Source organism: Arthrobacter sp. SE2, from assembly GCF_058244265.1.
Genome location: NZ_JBZAYA010000020.1, coordinates 21,767 through 35,836, shown reverse-complemented (window position 1 = coordinate 35,836; position 14,070 = coordinate 21,767). Strand labels below are relative to the sequence as shown.

General features: G+C 63.8%; 14 protein-coding genes. 4 read left to right on the top strand and 10 right to left on the bottom strand.

Going from position 1 to position 14,070, the window contains the following annotated elements; all coding sequences use genetic code 11:
• Positions 1-112 precede the first annotated feature (112 nt).
• From AC4CS3_RS20435 to AC4CS3_RS20420, 4 genes are all read right to left on the bottom strand, one after another.
• Positions 113-1,630 carry an amino acid permease gene (locus AC4CS3_RS20435; RefSeq protein WP_490784970.1) on the bottom strand — a complete coding sequence of 506 codons (1,518 nt, stop codon included), beginning with the start codon at positions 1,628-1,630 and terminating at the stop codon, positions 113-115.
• A gap of 124 nt (positions 1,631-1,754) precedes the next feature.
• Positions 1,755-3,179 (bottom strand): aspartate ammonia-lyase, encoded by a 1,425-nt coding sequence (gene aspA / locus AC4CS3_RS20430; RefSeq protein WP_490784969.1) that lies wholly within the window; start codon positions 3,177-3,179, stop codon positions 1,755-1,757.
• Positions 3,180-3,234: 55 nt separating this feature from the next.
• Positions 3,235-4,260 (bottom strand): asparaginase, encoded by a 1,026-nt coding sequence (locus AC4CS3_RS20425; protein WP_490785000.1) that lies wholly within the window; start codon positions 4,258-4,260, stop codon positions 3,235-3,237.
• A 20-nt stretch (positions 4,261-4,280) separates the two neighbouring features.
• Positions 4,281-5,087: a FadR/GntR family transcriptional regulator gene (locus AC4CS3_RS20420; RefSeq protein WP_490784968.1), complete on the bottom strand. Its 807-nt coding sequence runs from the start codon at positions 5,085-5,087 to the stop codon at positions 4,281-4,283.
• A 190-nt stretch (positions 5,088-5,277) separates the two neighbouring features.
• Between AC4CS3_RS20420 and AC4CS3_RS20415 the strand changes: the two genes are divergently transcribed.
• A complete protein-coding gene (locus AC4CS3_RS20415; RefSeq protein WP_490784967.1) occupies positions 5,278-5,901 on the top strand; it encodes a hypothetical protein in 624 nt (207 codons plus the stop codon).
• A gap of 3 nt (positions 5,902-5,904) precedes the next feature.
• Here AC4CS3_RS20415 and AC4CS3_RS20410 read toward each other — a convergent pair whose 3' ends face one another.
• On the bottom strand, positions 5,905-6,411 hold the full coding sequence (locus tag AC4CS3_RS20410; protein ID WP_490784966.1) for a hypothetical protein: 507 nt from the start codon (positions 6,409-6,411) through the stop codon (positions 5,905-5,907).
• Between the two features lie 133 nt (positions 6,412-6,544).
• Between AC4CS3_RS20410 and AC4CS3_RS20405 the strand changes: the two genes are divergently transcribed.
• A complete protein-coding gene (locus AC4CS3_RS20405; protein ID WP_490784965.1) occupies positions 6,545-7,564 on the top strand; it encodes a glycosyltransferase family 4 protein in 1,020 nt (339 codons plus the stop codon).
• A gap of 8 nt (positions 7,565-7,572) precedes the next feature.
• On the opposite strand, the gene AC4CS3_RS20400 is transcribed toward AC4CS3_RS20405, so the two are convergent.
• The 3 genes from AC4CS3_RS20400 to AC4CS3_RS20390 all read right to left on the bottom strand — a co-directional run bounded on the left by AC4CS3_RS20400 (position 7,573) and on the right by AC4CS3_RS20390 (position 9,815).
• Positions 7,573-8,190 carry a uracil-DNA glycosylase family protein gene (locus AC4CS3_RS20400; protein ID WP_059388685.1) on the bottom strand — a complete coding sequence of 206 codons (618 nt, stop codon included), beginning with the start codon at positions 8,188-8,190 and terminating at the stop codon, positions 7,573-7,575.
• A 140-nt stretch (positions 8,191-8,330) separates the two neighbouring features.
• Positions 8,331-8,726, bottom strand: a complete 396-nt coding sequence (locus tag AC4CS3_RS20395; protein WP_490784964.1) for an RNA-binding S4 domain-containing protein — start codon at positions 8,724-8,726, stop codon at positions 8,331-8,333.
• A gap of 54 nt (positions 8,727-8,780) precedes the next feature.
• Positions 8,781-9,815: an aldo/keto reductase gene (locus AC4CS3_RS20390; protein ID WP_490784963.1), complete on the bottom strand. Its 1,035-nt coding sequence runs from the start codon at positions 9,813-9,815 to the stop codon at positions 8,781-8,783.
• Positions 9,816-10,060: 245 nt separating this feature from the next.
• Here AC4CS3_RS20390 and AC4CS3_RS20385 point away from each other — a divergent pair, with 245 nt between their 5' ends.
• Complete coding sequence (locus AC4CS3_RS20385; protein WP_490784962.1) at positions 10,061-10,552, top strand: flavin reductase family protein; 492 nt, start codon at positions 10,061-10,063, stop codon at positions 10,550-10,552.
• A 153-nt stretch (positions 10,553-10,705) separates the two neighbouring features.
• Here AC4CS3_RS20385 and AC4CS3_RS20380 read toward each other — a convergent pair whose 3' ends face one another.
• Complete coding sequence (locus AC4CS3_RS20380; protein WP_490784961.1) at positions 10,706-11,470, bottom strand: hypothetical protein; 765 nt, start codon at positions 11,468-11,470, stop codon at positions 10,706-10,708.
• Between the two features lie 192 nt (positions 11,471-11,662).
• Between AC4CS3_RS20380 and AC4CS3_RS20375 the strand changes: the two genes are divergently transcribed.
• Positions 11,663-12,067, top strand: coding sequence for a YchJ family protein (locus AC4CS3_RS20375; protein ID WP_490784960.1), 405 nt, complete (start codon positions 11,663-11,665; stop codon positions 12,065-12,067).
• On the opposite strand, the gene AC4CS3_RS20370 is transcribed toward AC4CS3_RS20375, so the two are convergent.
• Positions 12,064-14,016, bottom strand: coding sequence for an acyl-CoA dehydrogenase family protein (locus AC4CS3_RS20370; RefSeq protein ID WP_490784959.1), 1,953 nt, complete (start codon positions 14,014-14,016; stop codon positions 12,064-12,066). The genes AC4CS3_RS20375 and AC4CS3_RS20370 overlap by 4 nt on opposite strands.
• Positions 14,017-14,070: the final 54 nt, after the last annotated feature.

The window sequence follows — 14,070 nt, the reverse complement described above, 5'->3', positions numbered from 1 at the left end:
TCCTAACGGCGAATGATCCGATGTCTGGCACCCACCTAACGCACGACGGCGGCACCCGGGTCCGCGCGAACGGAACCTCAGGTGCCGCCGTCGGGCACTCAATACTGAAGGGCTAGATCTTGTCCTCTGCACCAGCAACCGGCAGGTTGGCGATCACGGGAGAGCTGCCCGTGAAGCCGTCGCGGGCTGCTGCGAGTTCGTGGATTTGCTTGCGGCACAGGTACCAGCCAACCACAATGAGCGCACAGGCGATGGCCGTGACAAGCATGGTGAGCGGGGAGTCGATGAACACCATCACCAGCACGCCCACGAGGAACAGCAGAGAGAGGTAACCGGTGTAGGGGGCGCCGAACATCCGGAAGGACGGACGTTTCAGCCAGCCCTTGTCCGCCCAGCGCTTGAGCTGCATCTGGCACAGGACGATCGTGGCCCACGTGACGATGATGCCCACGGAGGCGACGTTCAGCACGATCTCGAAGGCGTCGGACGGTACGAGGTAGTTCAGCGGGACGCCGAGCAGGGAGACGCCGGCCGTGATGGCGATGCCGCCGTAGGGGACACCGGCCTTGTTCATGCGCTGGGCGAACTTCGGAGCGGAACCGGCCACGGACATGGAGCGCAGAATGCGGCCGGTGGAGTACAGGCCGGCGTTCAGCGAGGACAGGGCAGCGGTGAGGACCACGAGGTTCATGATCACATCCACGCCCTGCACGCCGATGTGGCCGAAGAAGGTCACAAACGGGCTGACACCCTTGACGTAGGAGGTGTACGGCAGCAGCAGCGCCAGCAGGATGACGGAACCCACGTAGAAGACGGCGATGCGGAAGACCACGGAGTTGATGGCCTTGGGCATGATTTTCTCGGGGTTCTCCGTTTCACCCGCGGCGGTCCCCACGAGCTCGATCGAGGCGTAGGCGAACAGCACGCCCTGCATGAGCATGATCATGGGCAGCATGCCGGTGGGGAAGATCCCGCCGTGGTCCGCGAGGAGGCTGAAGCCCACTTCTTGGCCCGGTACCGGCGTGCCGAAGATGACGAAGTACGTGCCGATCACCAGGAACGCCGCCAGGGCAGCCACCTTGATCAGGGCGAAGTAGAACTCCATTTCGCCGAAGACCTTGACCGAGACCAGGTTCAGGCAAAGCACCACCAGAAGCGCGATAAGTGCCCAGGCCCACTGCGGGACGACGCCGATCCAAGGGACATATTTGCCGAAGAAGTTCATGTAGAGGGCCGCGGCCGTGGTGTCGACGATGGTGGTGGTGGCCCAGTTGATCCAGTAGAACCAACCGGAAACGAACGCAGCCTTCTCGCCGAAGAACTCGCGGGCGTAGGAGACAAAGGAGCCCGACGACGGGCGGTGCAGCACGAGTTCGCCGAGGGCGCGCAGGATCAGGAAGGCAAAGAAGCCGCAGACCGCATACGCGATGACGAGGGAGGGGCCCGCAGCGTTGAGGCGGCCGCCGGCACCCAGGAACAGGCCGGTGCCGATGGCGCCGCCAATTGCGATCATCTGGATCTGACGCGGCTTCAGGCTCTTGTGATAGCCCTTGTCCTCGGCGTGGAGGAGCTTTTCAGTGGCGTGCGCCTGTGGCGGGACGGTGTGGTCCGTGATGGGTGCATTGGTCATGGGAATCCTTAGGGGGTGTCCTGTTGGGGGTCCGGATCTCGCCGTCCGGCCTGGTTTTTCGCGCGTTCAGGCTCGACGGCGGCTGGTGGGCGCCGCCGTCGTGGGTCGTTTTGCGCGGCTCAGCCTAGTTGCTGAGGTTAGCCAGGCGTTCGGGGCGGAGGAGCTCGTCGAGCTGCTCCGAGGTCAGCAAGCCGTGTTCGAGAACGAGCTCGGCGACGCCCTTGCCGCTTGCCAGCGCTTCTTGGGCGATGGCTGTGGCTGAGGCGTAGCCGATGTGCGGATTGAGTGCCGTGACGAGTCCGATCGACTGCTCTACCGTGAGGCGCAGGCGTTCGGTGTTCGCGGTAATGCCCTGGACACAGCGCGACGTGAGGGTGCGGCACGCGGCTTCCAGGTGGGAGATGCTCTTGTGGAGGCTGTGGACGATAATCGGCTCGAAGGCGTTCAGCTGGAGCTGTCCCGCTTCGGCTGCCATGGTGACTGTGACATCGTTGCCGATGACTTCATAGGCCACTTGGCTGACCACTTCCGGGATCACCGGATTGATCTTGCCTGGCATGATGGACGATCCCGACTGCACAGCCGGGAGGTTGATCTCGCCCAGTCCCGCACGCGGTCCGGAGGACAGCAAGCGGAGATCGTTGCAAATCTTGGAAAGCTTGACGGCGACGCGCTTGAGCACGCCCGAGAGGTGGACGAACGCGCCCACGTCCTGGGTGGCCTCGATGAGGTCGACCGACGTGACGAGCGGCAGGCCGGTGATCTCAGCCAAGTGCCTGCAGGCTGCTGCGGCGTATCCAACCGGGGCGTTCAGGCCGGTTCCGATGGCAGTGGCGCCAAGGTTGATCTCGTGGATGAGCAGCTGGGACTCGGCCAGTCGAGCCCGGTCCTCGCCCACGGTCACGGCGTAACCGCCGAATTCCTGGCCAAGGGTCATGGGTACGGCGTCCTGCAACTGAGTGCGGCCCATCTTGACCACGGTGCGGAATTCTTCGCCCTTTTCGGCGAACGCGATCTGGAGTTCCTGAAGAGCCGAAAGAAGGCCCTGCACGGAGAAGATGGTGGCCAGGTTGACGGCTGTGGGGTACACGTCGTTGGTGGACTGGCTCAAGTTGACGTGGTCGTTCGGGTGCAGCCTTGCGTAGTCGCCCTTCGGGTGGCCAAGGATTTCGAGGGCCCGGTTGGCGATGACCTCGTTGGCGTTCATGTTGGAGCTGGTGCCAGCACCGCCCTGGATGACGTCCACCATGAACTGCTCGTGGAGCTTGCCGTCCAAGATGTCCTGGCAGGCCTGCTCGATGGCGTCTGCCCGCTCGTCGTCCAGGAGGCCGAGTTCGCGGTTGGTGCGCGCGGCGGCGAGCTTGACTGCGGCGAGGCCCTTGACGAGGTTGGCGTTGCTGGCCAGCGGGTGGCCGGTGATGGGAAAGTTCTCGATGGCACGCAGCGTGTGCACGCCCCAGTAGGCATCAGCAGGGACGTCGCGGTCACCGAGGAGATCATGTTCCGAGCGGAACTCTGGAATTGTCGTGGAGTGCACGGCAGATGTCATTGCTGTCCTTTGGTCTTTGTGCTTGTTTGGCTGCGTCAGTTGGACTCAGTCGAAGTCAGTTGGATGCGAGGAAGTTCGCGGCACGGAGCACGCCAACCGAATGGCCGCCGCCCAACACGGGCGCGCTGGCGAGCGTGGCGAGCTGGCCGCCGTCGAGCCCTAGTTCCTCAAGGACGCGGACGGTGACGGGCATGCGGGCGCGGTCGCCGCCGTCGGAAATCTTGATGGCGATGCCGGTGCCGTCCCGCAGGCCGATAAGCTGGAGGCCTTCGAAACCGTCCTTGGCGAGCAGTCCGGGAACTGCGCGCATGATCGCTGTGACGTCGCGACCCTCGCCGGCCACCATCTCGGGGAAGGTGCGCATGGCGTGGGCTACCTGGCCTTCTGCTTCCGTGTTTTCCGCCGCGGCTATACGGCCATAGGCCCGGGCCATGCCGTGCAGGCTGTGGGCAAAGAGCGGGGTGCCGCAACCGTCCGTGCTGATGGCCGCGGCGTCTTCGCCCGTGAGTTCGGTGATGGTGTCCTTCACAAGCATTTGGAGGGGATGCTCGGGATGCAGGTAACCATGGACCGGCCAGCCGTTGATCACGCACGTGGCGGCCATGGAAGCGTGCTTTCCGGAACAGTTCTGTGCGAGCTGGGTGGGTGTGCCGCCGGCGCGGAGCCATTCTTCGCGCTCGGCGGTGCCGTAAGGGAGGTCGGTGCTGTTTTCCAACGCGCTTTGGTCCAGGCCGTGCATTTCGAGGATGCGTGCGGCGCCGTCGAGGTGCATCGCGGCGCCGGAGTGGCTTGCCGCGGTGAGGGCGAGGAGGTTCTCCGGAAGCTTGAGTCCCGCACGGACCATGGCGACCGCCTGCAGCGGTTTGAGGGAGGACCGTGGGTAGAACGCGGCGTCGGGCTGGCCGGCTTCGAGGAGTGTTTCGCCGTCCGGCCCGACGGCGATAAGGGAGCCGTAGTGGATGCTCTCGACCAAGCCGTCGCGGGTCTGTTCCGCGAGGGGGACATGGCGCGGGGTGGTTCGAATGGTTGCTGCCGGGGTGGTTGCGGGCATAGCGGTGCGCGGTGCATGCGGGGTGGGCATGACTTCCTTCAGTTGGTGGATCATTTGCTGAGGATGGTGTCCAAGGCAACGCTGACGGCGCTGAGATGGTCGGCCATGGCGGCTTCGGCGGCGGGGGCGTCACCGGCTTCGATGGCTTTGACGATGCGGAGGTGTTCATCGTCTGAAACATGCTGGCGGTCGGCCACCATGTTCAAGGTTTCGGATTGATGGGCAAGGGCTTCGCGGATATCTGCGACAACGCTTTCGAAGACCTTGTTGCCGCTTGCGCGGGCGATGGCAGAATGGAAACTGGCGTCGAGGCTGACCCAGGTCTCAGGGTCGGTCTCGGCTGCCATTGAATCCACGATTTCCTTGAGGTGTTCAAGGTCTTCCGGGCTGCGGCGCTTCGCCGCAAGGCCGGCTGCCGGGACTTCGATATGCGGGCGGGCCTCGTTAAGGTCCCGTGCCGAGTACTGGCCAAGTGTGAGGTCATTGGCCACCCGGTCCGCTACGACGAACGTGCCTTTGCCAGTCTTGGTCACCGTCAGCCCGAGCGCTGTGCACGAGCGGAGCGCCTCACGGATGACCGAGCGGCTCACGCCGTACTGCGTGGCCAAGGTGGCTTCAGAGCTGAGTTTGGCCCCCACTTCCACGGTTCCGCCTTCGATGTCCTGGCGGATGGCGCTGAACACGGCCTCCGCTGCACTGAAGCGGGCGAGAGGCCGGGAGCTTGATGGCCGCGCCACTTGGGCCGGCCGGGGGACGGCGCCGCTTGTGGCGGTGCGCTGGCCAACCGCAGCTTTCTGGCTGACGGCTGGCTGTCCAGTGGCGGCCTGTCCGGCTGTCCGGCTGTCTGACAGGTTCACCCTATGAATATGGCACGGGTCACAGGGTGGTGTCAATGTTGGCCGGCTTGCTGGCTGAGCACCCGTTGCTGACATGGCGCCTCGACCAGATGCGATTCATGCCTCAGATACTGAGAGACACTCAATAGGCCAGTCAGTCGAACCGGCATTCCTGAGGCGAACCAACTGCTGCCGGAGCATAATTACATCCATGGCCAACCGTCCGCGCGGGGGATGGGATTCAACGACACAGGTAGCACCGCCCATCACGGTGGAGGTGCCGGTCCTCGGTGTCGGGGCTGGACCTTCGGACTATGAGCAGTTGGCGCGGTACGTGTTTGCCTTGCGCAGGCCGCGGGGATTGCACATGACGCTGTTGCACTTGGGCGTCCTGGATGACTTTTGCCGGGACGTGGCCGATTGGACCAAAGGCAACACAAGCGCCGAGTCCGCCCTGCTCAAGACCATCGCGTGGCTTGAAGCCCTGCCGGTGCTGGATGCCTTCTCCGGGAGTGCCGAACGGCTGATCGTCCTAGGCAGCGGCGGAGTGTGCGGGCTGGAAGTGGATGTGCCCGCCTCGGTGCGTGACTATCAGGTCTCCCTAGTGCACGCCCTTCATGAACTCCTGGATGAACTGCTGGTCGACAACATAGACGACTTCATCCTCAGCTCCCCTGCCCTTGGATTCCGTTCGCCTCACTGGGTACCCCATGTGGCTGTGGGCAGGCCGATGCGCGGGGGCCGCGGACCGTGGGAGATTGGCCAGGTCGGAATTGATTTCGGCGAATCGCGGATCAGGAACCGCCGGGTCCTCCGGGATAGCGGTCCCGGCTGAGGGCTATCCGTGGCTTCTGAGCCGGAGCGTCCGGGCCTGGCGGATGGCGGCCAGGGCAACGGCGCTGGCTGTGAGCCTGAGGGCGTGCACCTTGTACCACCGCTTCAACAGCGGACTGCGGCGCGTCTCGTCGAGCGGCTTGGGGCTGAAGAACAGCTTGGGATTGACGGATCGAAGCAGGTACGCCGTAGCGGCCGCGCCCGTGATGGAACTGGCGGCACCCACTATCAACCAAGGTCTGCTGCCGGAAAGCTTCCACCCGGTGATCAGGGCTGCGACGGCGGCAGGGGCACTGAGCGGTGCGATCGGTGCGTAGTAGCGCCCGGGGCTTCCCGCCCCAAAGGGGGTTCGAGGGAGTCCGGGGCGTGCTTCCGAGGCCGCGACCCGGTCCGGGATTTTGACGAGCGCCTCATAGAGATTGCCGAAGAACCAGTGTGCGTGGGTGAACTCCGCGACACCCAAGAGTCGGTCAGCGAACACGTCTCGACGGTCTGAAGAAGTCTGACCCATGCCCACAATCTACCGCCGATGCAGAGCAGCGGGCATGTAGTTCGCCTTCCACGCAAGCTGGACGGGCTATATGGTCAACACCATGGTCTGAGGACCTTGAGGCCAAACGAGCAGCGTGATGGAGGAGTAGCCCTTGGTCAAGATCCATATGATTTTGCCCGCAAATGTGCGCCATCGTTCCGGGGGAAATATCTACAACGCGAGGCTGGCTGAAGCCCTCCGCGCCCAGGGCGCAGAGGTCTCGGTCTGCAAGCTCGACGGCGACTGGCCTTCGAGGAGTGCCTCAGACCTGAGCAGCTTTGCCGACGCACTTTCCGGAGGCGATCAGTCCATCTACATTGTCGATGGCCTGATTGCCACGGGCGCGCCTATGGAAATCGAGACAGCAACCGCTACAGGGCACCACGTTTGGGTGTTGCTTCACGTGCCCCCTTCCGGCGGGGATCCAGTGGAAACGAGCGCGCTCCGCACAGCGACGGGTCTTATCTGCACTGGTTCCCGTTCCGCCGATGCGGCCAGAAGCTTAGGCCTGAGCAACGTGCACCTGGCGACCCCCGGTGTAGATCGCCCATCGAAAGAACGCCCAAGTCGACGAGGCGCTGCGGCGGCACCGCATTTCATGATGGTGGGCGCCTTACTCCCCAATAAGGACCAGATCTTCTTCGTCGACGCGCTGGCCCGGATCAAGGACCTGGCGTGGACCGCGGCGCTCGTGGGGTCCACAAAAGCAGACCCCTCCTACGCCGCCGCCGTGCGGGAGCGTATCCTCCGGAATGGACTTGAAAAGCGGGTGGAAACCACAGGTGAGCTTTCCGGCCCGGCCTTGGAAGAGCAGTGGCTCCGTGCTGAACTCAGTCTGTTGATCTCACACTCGGAGTCCTTCGGCATGGTGGTCCAGGAATCCCTGGCTCACGGCATACCGGTAGTCGTGCGCAAGGGAACCGGCGCCGTCGAAGCGCTCGGCGCCCACGGTGCCGGTGAAGCGATCGATCTCACGGCAGGAATCGGATCGTTGGAGAAGCTCCTGCGGAGATGGCTCAGCGACCCTGCCCTGCGGGAGGGATGGCGGGCAGCAGCCGAGGCAGCCAGCAGTGTGTTGCCGCGATGGGAAGACACAGCACGGGAGGTCCTTCGCGCCGTTACGGCGACGTAAGGGCTTCCCTAGAGGTGCTGGATGCCTGCCCGTTGCATCGCGTCCCTGTAGGTTTCGATGTTCTTGGCCAGGAGTTCCTGCTGCTTCGCCTCGGACAGGGCAAATGCCCGTCCACCGAGCGCGCTGGCCTTGTAGACCTTGATCCCGTGCTGCCGGAGCGGCGAGTGGTAGGTCTTCTCAAAGAGTGCCAGGAAAGCGGCGGCCTCCGCGCCGTGAGCGACGACGGCGGAAACCCGCTTGTTGATCTTGAGGAACTGGCGGAACGGGCGAAGACCGTCGGTCTTCTCCTGTGCGCTCAGTGCCGGTGGCAGTTCGGGGTCGCGGACCCAGGGGTAGCAGTTCCACGGCATGACATAGCGGACGTCCAAGTCGGCTGAGTCATAGATCAGCTGCGCACGTCGGGCGGCGTCGTCGTCGTTGAGGTGCGATACGAAACCCGAGGTGGGAGCCCGCCCCGGGCTGGTCTGGAGGGTGACGATCCGGCACTCATCTTCGTCATGCACCGGATCGATGTAAGGCACGGTAGAACCGGGCCTTTTGGCCATCAGTTCGTCGCACAGCTGCGTCACCGCAGCAATGTTGGGCTCCTGTAGCAAAGCCCTTTTTTCGTCCCAGTCAATGGTCACGTTCTCTCCTTCGGCAGCGCGGCGTCCAGAATCGGCGTCTCTTGTCACTTTACGCGTCGCTCACGCTCCTGCAGAGCCGAGGGACAAAACTGCCCGACGCCGGGCCTTGCAGCGAGCTTCCAGTCCCGCCTTTCCGCGGGCTACTGTCCCTTGAGCTTCTGCATATCGCGCCGGTCCTTTTTGGTAGGCCGTCCTGCGCCTCGATCGCGCTGCGGCAGCCCGAGGGCGGGCGCGGCGGGGCGCTCCGGAGTGTGGTCGGTAAAGCAGTGGGACGCAGCTTCGGCCCCTACCCTCTTTGCAATGAGCTTGCGGACCTCAAGGATGCGCTCGAAGCCGGGCTGCCGGACACGGATGGTGTCGCCGATAATCACGGACTGCGAGGCCTTGACCGGGTTCCCGTTGATTCGCACGTGTCCCGCCCTGCAAGCGGTCGTCGCTGCGGAACGGGTCTTGTAAGCGCGGATAGCCCAGAGCCAGGCGTCAATGCGCACATTGCCGGTTTTTGATGCTTGGGCGGAAGTCGGAAGGCTAGTCATGATTGCGAACGAGTATAGTCGGCGCGCGGCCTGGGCTGTTGTCCACGAAGCCGATTACCGGCGTCGAAGTTCCGCATATTCAAGGTGCGGGACAACGGTCCCTGCGTCACGCTCCAGGAAGTTGGTGCCGGGCGCCACGATCTCGTCAATGGCATCCAGGACGGCTTTGTTGAGGACAACATCGGCGGCCTTGAGGTAATCGACCAGATGGTCCTCCGTGCGTGGACCGATAACCACGCTGCTGACGGCCGGGTGATTCAGGGCGAAGCCGACAGCAAGCTGGATAAGGGTGAGTCCATGCCGTTCGGCGACGCGGGCCAAGGCGTCGGCCGCCAGGAGTTTGTTCCTGTTGAAAGGTGCCGAGACGTCGAAGCGCCCGGGAACGGCCGACGCGCGGGAGCTTGCGGGCTGGGGGACTCCCACGCGGTAGTTCCCGGAGAGCCAGCCGCCGTCGAGCGGTCCGTAGCTGAGCACGCCAAGGTTGTACTGCTGCGTGATCGCGAAGACGTCGCGCTCATTCGCCCGGACCAGCAAGGAATAGGGCACCTGATCCACCACCGGCGGTATGAGGTGGTTCGTGGTGGCGATCCACTGTGCCTCCACAAGCTGCGACGGCGTGAACACCGACGTTCCGTAGTAGAGGATCTTGCCCTGCCGGATGAGGTCGTTGAGGGCCGTGATGGTTTCCAGTACGTCGGTGTTGTAGTCCGGACGGTGCGCCTGGTAAAGATCGATCCTGTCCGTCTGCAAGCGGTGCAGGCTGCCTTCCACCGCTTTCATGATCCAGCGCCGGGAATTCCCCGCATGCGCAGGATTCGGCCCCATTTGTCCGTGGAACTTCGTGGAAAGGAAAACGTCATCCCGCCGGCCATGGAGGGCCCGGCCGACAATAGCCTCTGCCTCGCCCTGGGAATAGATGTCGGCGGTATCGACACTGTTGATGCCGGCGTCCAGGGCCGCATGGATAATGCGGATGCTTTCTTCGGCGCCTGTGGGCGCCGAGCCCGTCCCGAGGTTGAGGGTTCCCAAGGTGAGGGGGCTGATCAGGGCGCCTGTGCGTCCCAGGTTTCGAAGCTCGTTGAGGCTCATCTCCGGCTTCCTCCGTGAAGAATCAAGGCTGTGCAATGGATTGACACGACGCTACACATGCCGTGGCCGGGGCACTCGAAAAACGTACAAATTCTTCGTTTTTCGTATTGCGGGGTAACGAAAACAAGGCATGACGAATTATGAATTGACTTCAATCGACACGCGAATACACAAATATTGCCGTTGTCGGCATCCAATGAATTAGTAGAAAGGCAGGCACGAAACTACAGAGAAAGGAACCCGCCATGACCCAGATAACGGTGGATGGAGCCGCCTCGATCAAGCAGGCGTTCGCGCAATTTCCCTCAGGCGTGGCGGTCTTCAGTGCCATGGTCGGCTTCGCGCCGGAGGCCCTGGTGGCATCGAGCTTCACAGTGGGAGTCTCGCTCGATCCACCGCTGGTCATGTTTGCGGTGCAGAATTCCTCCACGACGTGGCCCAAGCTCCGGCGCGCCCCTCGATTGGGTGTTTCCATCTTGGCCCAAGGCCAGGAAGCCGTGTGCCTGCAGCTGTCCTCACGGACCCAGGACCGATTCGCGGGCCTTGCGACCTCAACGAGCGACGCCGGTGCGGTGTCGATCGACGGCGCGGCGCTGTTGCTTGAATGCGAAGTGGTCTCCGAGACTCCCGCGGGCGACCACGCGATCGTCGTCCTCGAAGTGAAGTCCGTGGAGATCAACCACGACGCCGAGCCCCTCATCTACCACGGGGCCGGGTTCAGGCAATTGGCCGCCTGAGCTTGGGCGCGGCCCCAACTGACTCGCAGTAAGTGTCGTTATCGGGCGCCAAAACGACAACTGCGTGGGCCCACGCCGCCAGGGTTCCCTGGCCGAGCTTGCGAGGCGAGGGTGGCGGTGGGGATTAGTTGGGTCAGCCGGGCAATGCGGACGCTATGCCCGGGGGCGGGCCCCAGCAGAGGCCGTCACGCGGCCGGAAGAGACAGGCTTGCCGCCATGGAGTTCTCCTCGGTGTTCGCGGACCGGCGCGCCAGTCCCAGACGACTCCGCGACGTTCCCTTCGGCGGTTTCCTTGCCAAAGGCTGGCGCTTCTTCATCGCCTGACGCTTTCTGCGCCCGTTCAGCTTCGCGTGCTGCCGCCCTGGCGTCTGCCTCGGCGACGGCGGCGGCCCACTCGCTGTTCAGCGCCGGAGGATCCTGCTTTACCGCAACCACAAAGGGATGTTCCTTCGCCTGGGTTGTGGCTACAGCGGTGGCCGTGGCCGCGATTCCGTCCTTGATCTGGGCAGGCTTGGGCCACGTCCGTGGGTTTACCAGCGACTTCCAGGGGACGTTCCGGACAGCAGACCACGACGCCGACCACAGCAACCTTGTGGTCTCAACGATTCCAGGACGCAGTTTCCGGGCAACGGATGGCTCCGCGCCCAACAAGCCGTCTTCCGACGTCGTCGATTCCTCGGAATCCGACGGCGGGGAGGGGGCGCGCCGAGGCCACGCGGGCAAGTGCACCACGGGCACGGCATCGCGCTTCGGGAAGATCCCCACCATCGCGAGCAGGATGATCCAAACCAGCTTCGCGACGCCGGCCAGCACCAAGGTGACAACCATCAGGAAGGCCAAACCAAGGAACATCAGCAAAGCCAACCCGAGCGTTCCAAAAAAAGTCAGATTGAGGCCAAGTGTTGTTGGATCCTCCACGTAGCCTCCTCGAGCCAGAGTTGTGGGGTGGACGCCGCAACCGTAGGTCTGCGGGCATGTCATCTAGCCTAAGGGCGAAATGTTAATGAATCATCCGCCAAACTCCGGCTCGCCGAGGTTGTTTCGAAGCTGTTATCTGCTGTGACAAAATTTGTTGCCTAGCTCTCACCTTCTCTTCCAGATAGGGCTCCAATGCCACTCGATCCGGCCCGCCTCCGACCAGGCGCTTGCCCTTGTTTGTCCGGAGAGCAGTACACCGACTGCTGTGGACGCTTCCACCGCGGAGACGCCGACGCGCCCACGGCAGAACAGCTCATGCGTTCGCGCTACTCCGCCTTTGTGGTCCTTGACAGCGATTACCTTCTGCGCACGTGGCACCCGGAAACAAGGCCTGCCACGCTGAACCTGGACCCGGACATTGAATGGCGCCGGCTGGACATCCTGGCGACGCACCGAGGCGGCCCCTTGGACACCGAAGGGACGGTCGAGTTCGCGGCGCACTACCGTTCCGACGGCGAACGCGGCGTCCAGCGCGAAAACAGCCGCTTCCTGCGGATCGACAGGCGCTGGTACTACCTCGACGGCGACGTCGGCTAGCGGTACTTCCGGTGCAGGCTCTCCTTCGACGACGCACCCGGGGTGGCGTCGGCGATCCATGGACCCGTTCCTTCGGATTGGTCCAGGATTCCGGCCTCAAGCCAGGCGTAGTCGCCCGCGAGCACGTTCGAGGACAACTCGTGATCGATGTCGTCGGTGTTCCGCCACAACTGATCGAAGTATCCGTCCACGCGAATCCGCGCCTGTTCGCAGTAGGCCTCGGCGAGCTCGTACGCCGCCGCGCCTTGCTCCGGTGCGGTCTGCAGCAGCATCTCGGCCCGTGAACAGCACGCTGCCATGGCAAACAACTCGGCCCCGATATCCACGATCCGGCCGAGGAACGCTTGTTTGTATTCGAGCCTCGCCTGCCAGCGGCCCATGCCGTAGAACGTCTGGCGGGCGAGTCGGCGTGAAGCCCGCTCCACGTACCTCAGTTGCTTTGCGAGGCGCCCGAACTCACCGTAGGACCGGGGGTCCATGCCGGCTCCGGCCACAAGCTTAGGGAGCCATTTGGCGTAGAAACCAGAGGCGCCGACGGCGGCACGCGCTTTCTCTTGCAGTGTTGCGTCCGCGGAGGCGAGCTCGCCCGCGGCCGAAAGGTGGGCATCGACGGCTTCGCGGGCGATGAGCAGGCGCATGATCTCGGACGATCCTTCGAAGATCCGGTTGATGCGCATGTCCCTCAGCAGCTGCTCGGCGGCCACCGCACGCTCCCCGCGGGCCTCCAAGGAATCCGCGGTCTCAAAGCCGCGGCCGCCCCGGATCTGCACCAACTCATCAGCCACCGTGTAGCTCAGCTCGGTGGACCAAAGCTTGGCCAGCGCCGCCTCGATCCGCACATCCTTCTGGCCGGCATCGGCCATCTCGGCAGACAGTTCAAAAACAGCTTCAAGGGCAAAGGTGGTGGCGGCGATGAAGGCGATCTTCTTGCCGACGGCCTCATGTTTTCCGACCGGCCGGCCCCATTGGGTGCGGGCGTTGGACCATTCGCGGGCGATCTTCAACGACCATTTGCCCGCAGCCACGCATAGGCCGGGGATGGAGAGCCTGCCGGTGTTGAGCGTGGTGAGCGCGATCTTGAGTCCCTGGCCTTCGCGGCCCAGCCGGTTGGCTGCCGGTACGCGGACTTGGTGGAACCGGGTCACGCCGTTCTCGATGCCGCGCAGGCCCATGAAGGCGTTGCGGTTCTCCACGGTAATGCCGGGGGAGTCCATTTCCACGACGAAGGCTGTGATACCGCCCTTGAGTGCCGTGCCGTCGGGGGCGGTGCGGGCTGGAACAACCGCCATGACCACTACCAGCTCGGCAATCACGCCGTTGGTGGTCCAAAGTTTGACACCATCCAAAACGTAAGACTCGCCGTCGTCGCTTGGCACTGCGGTGCAGCCCATCCGTGCAGGGTCGCTGCCGACGTCGGGCTCTGTCAGCAAGAAGGCTGTGATGGCGCCGGCCGCGCAACGCGGCAAGTACTCTTGCTTTTGTTCGGGGGTCCCAAAGACTTTGACCGGCTCCGGGACCCCGATCGACTGGTGTGCCGAGAGCAACGCCCCGAGGCTCGGATGGACTGATCCCAGCAGCGCCAACGCCCTGCCGTAGTAGACCAGCGACAGGCCCAAGCCGCCGTACTCGCGCGGAATCTTCATGCCGAAAACGCCTAATTCGGTGAGTCCTGCGAGGTATTCGTCCGGGATTTTGGCATCGCGTTCGATGGCCCGGCCGGACATGGTGCCGCAGAACTCCGTCAGCTTCGCCATGAACTCTTCGCCGCGCTCGACGTCTTCGGCCTTTGCCTGGGGCCAGGGATGGATCAGCCCCAGATCGAAGTCTCCCAAATACAGTCCCTTGGCGAAACTCGGACGGTTCCATTCGGTGTCGCGGGCGGCCTCGGCGACGGCGCGGGCTTCTGCGGCAGTGACGCCGTTGCTTTTGTTGTCAGTGGCGGAGGTCATGGGAGGACTCCTCTTGCCGGTTGTGCCGGTTCGAGCCCAGGATCCGCCTCGGGT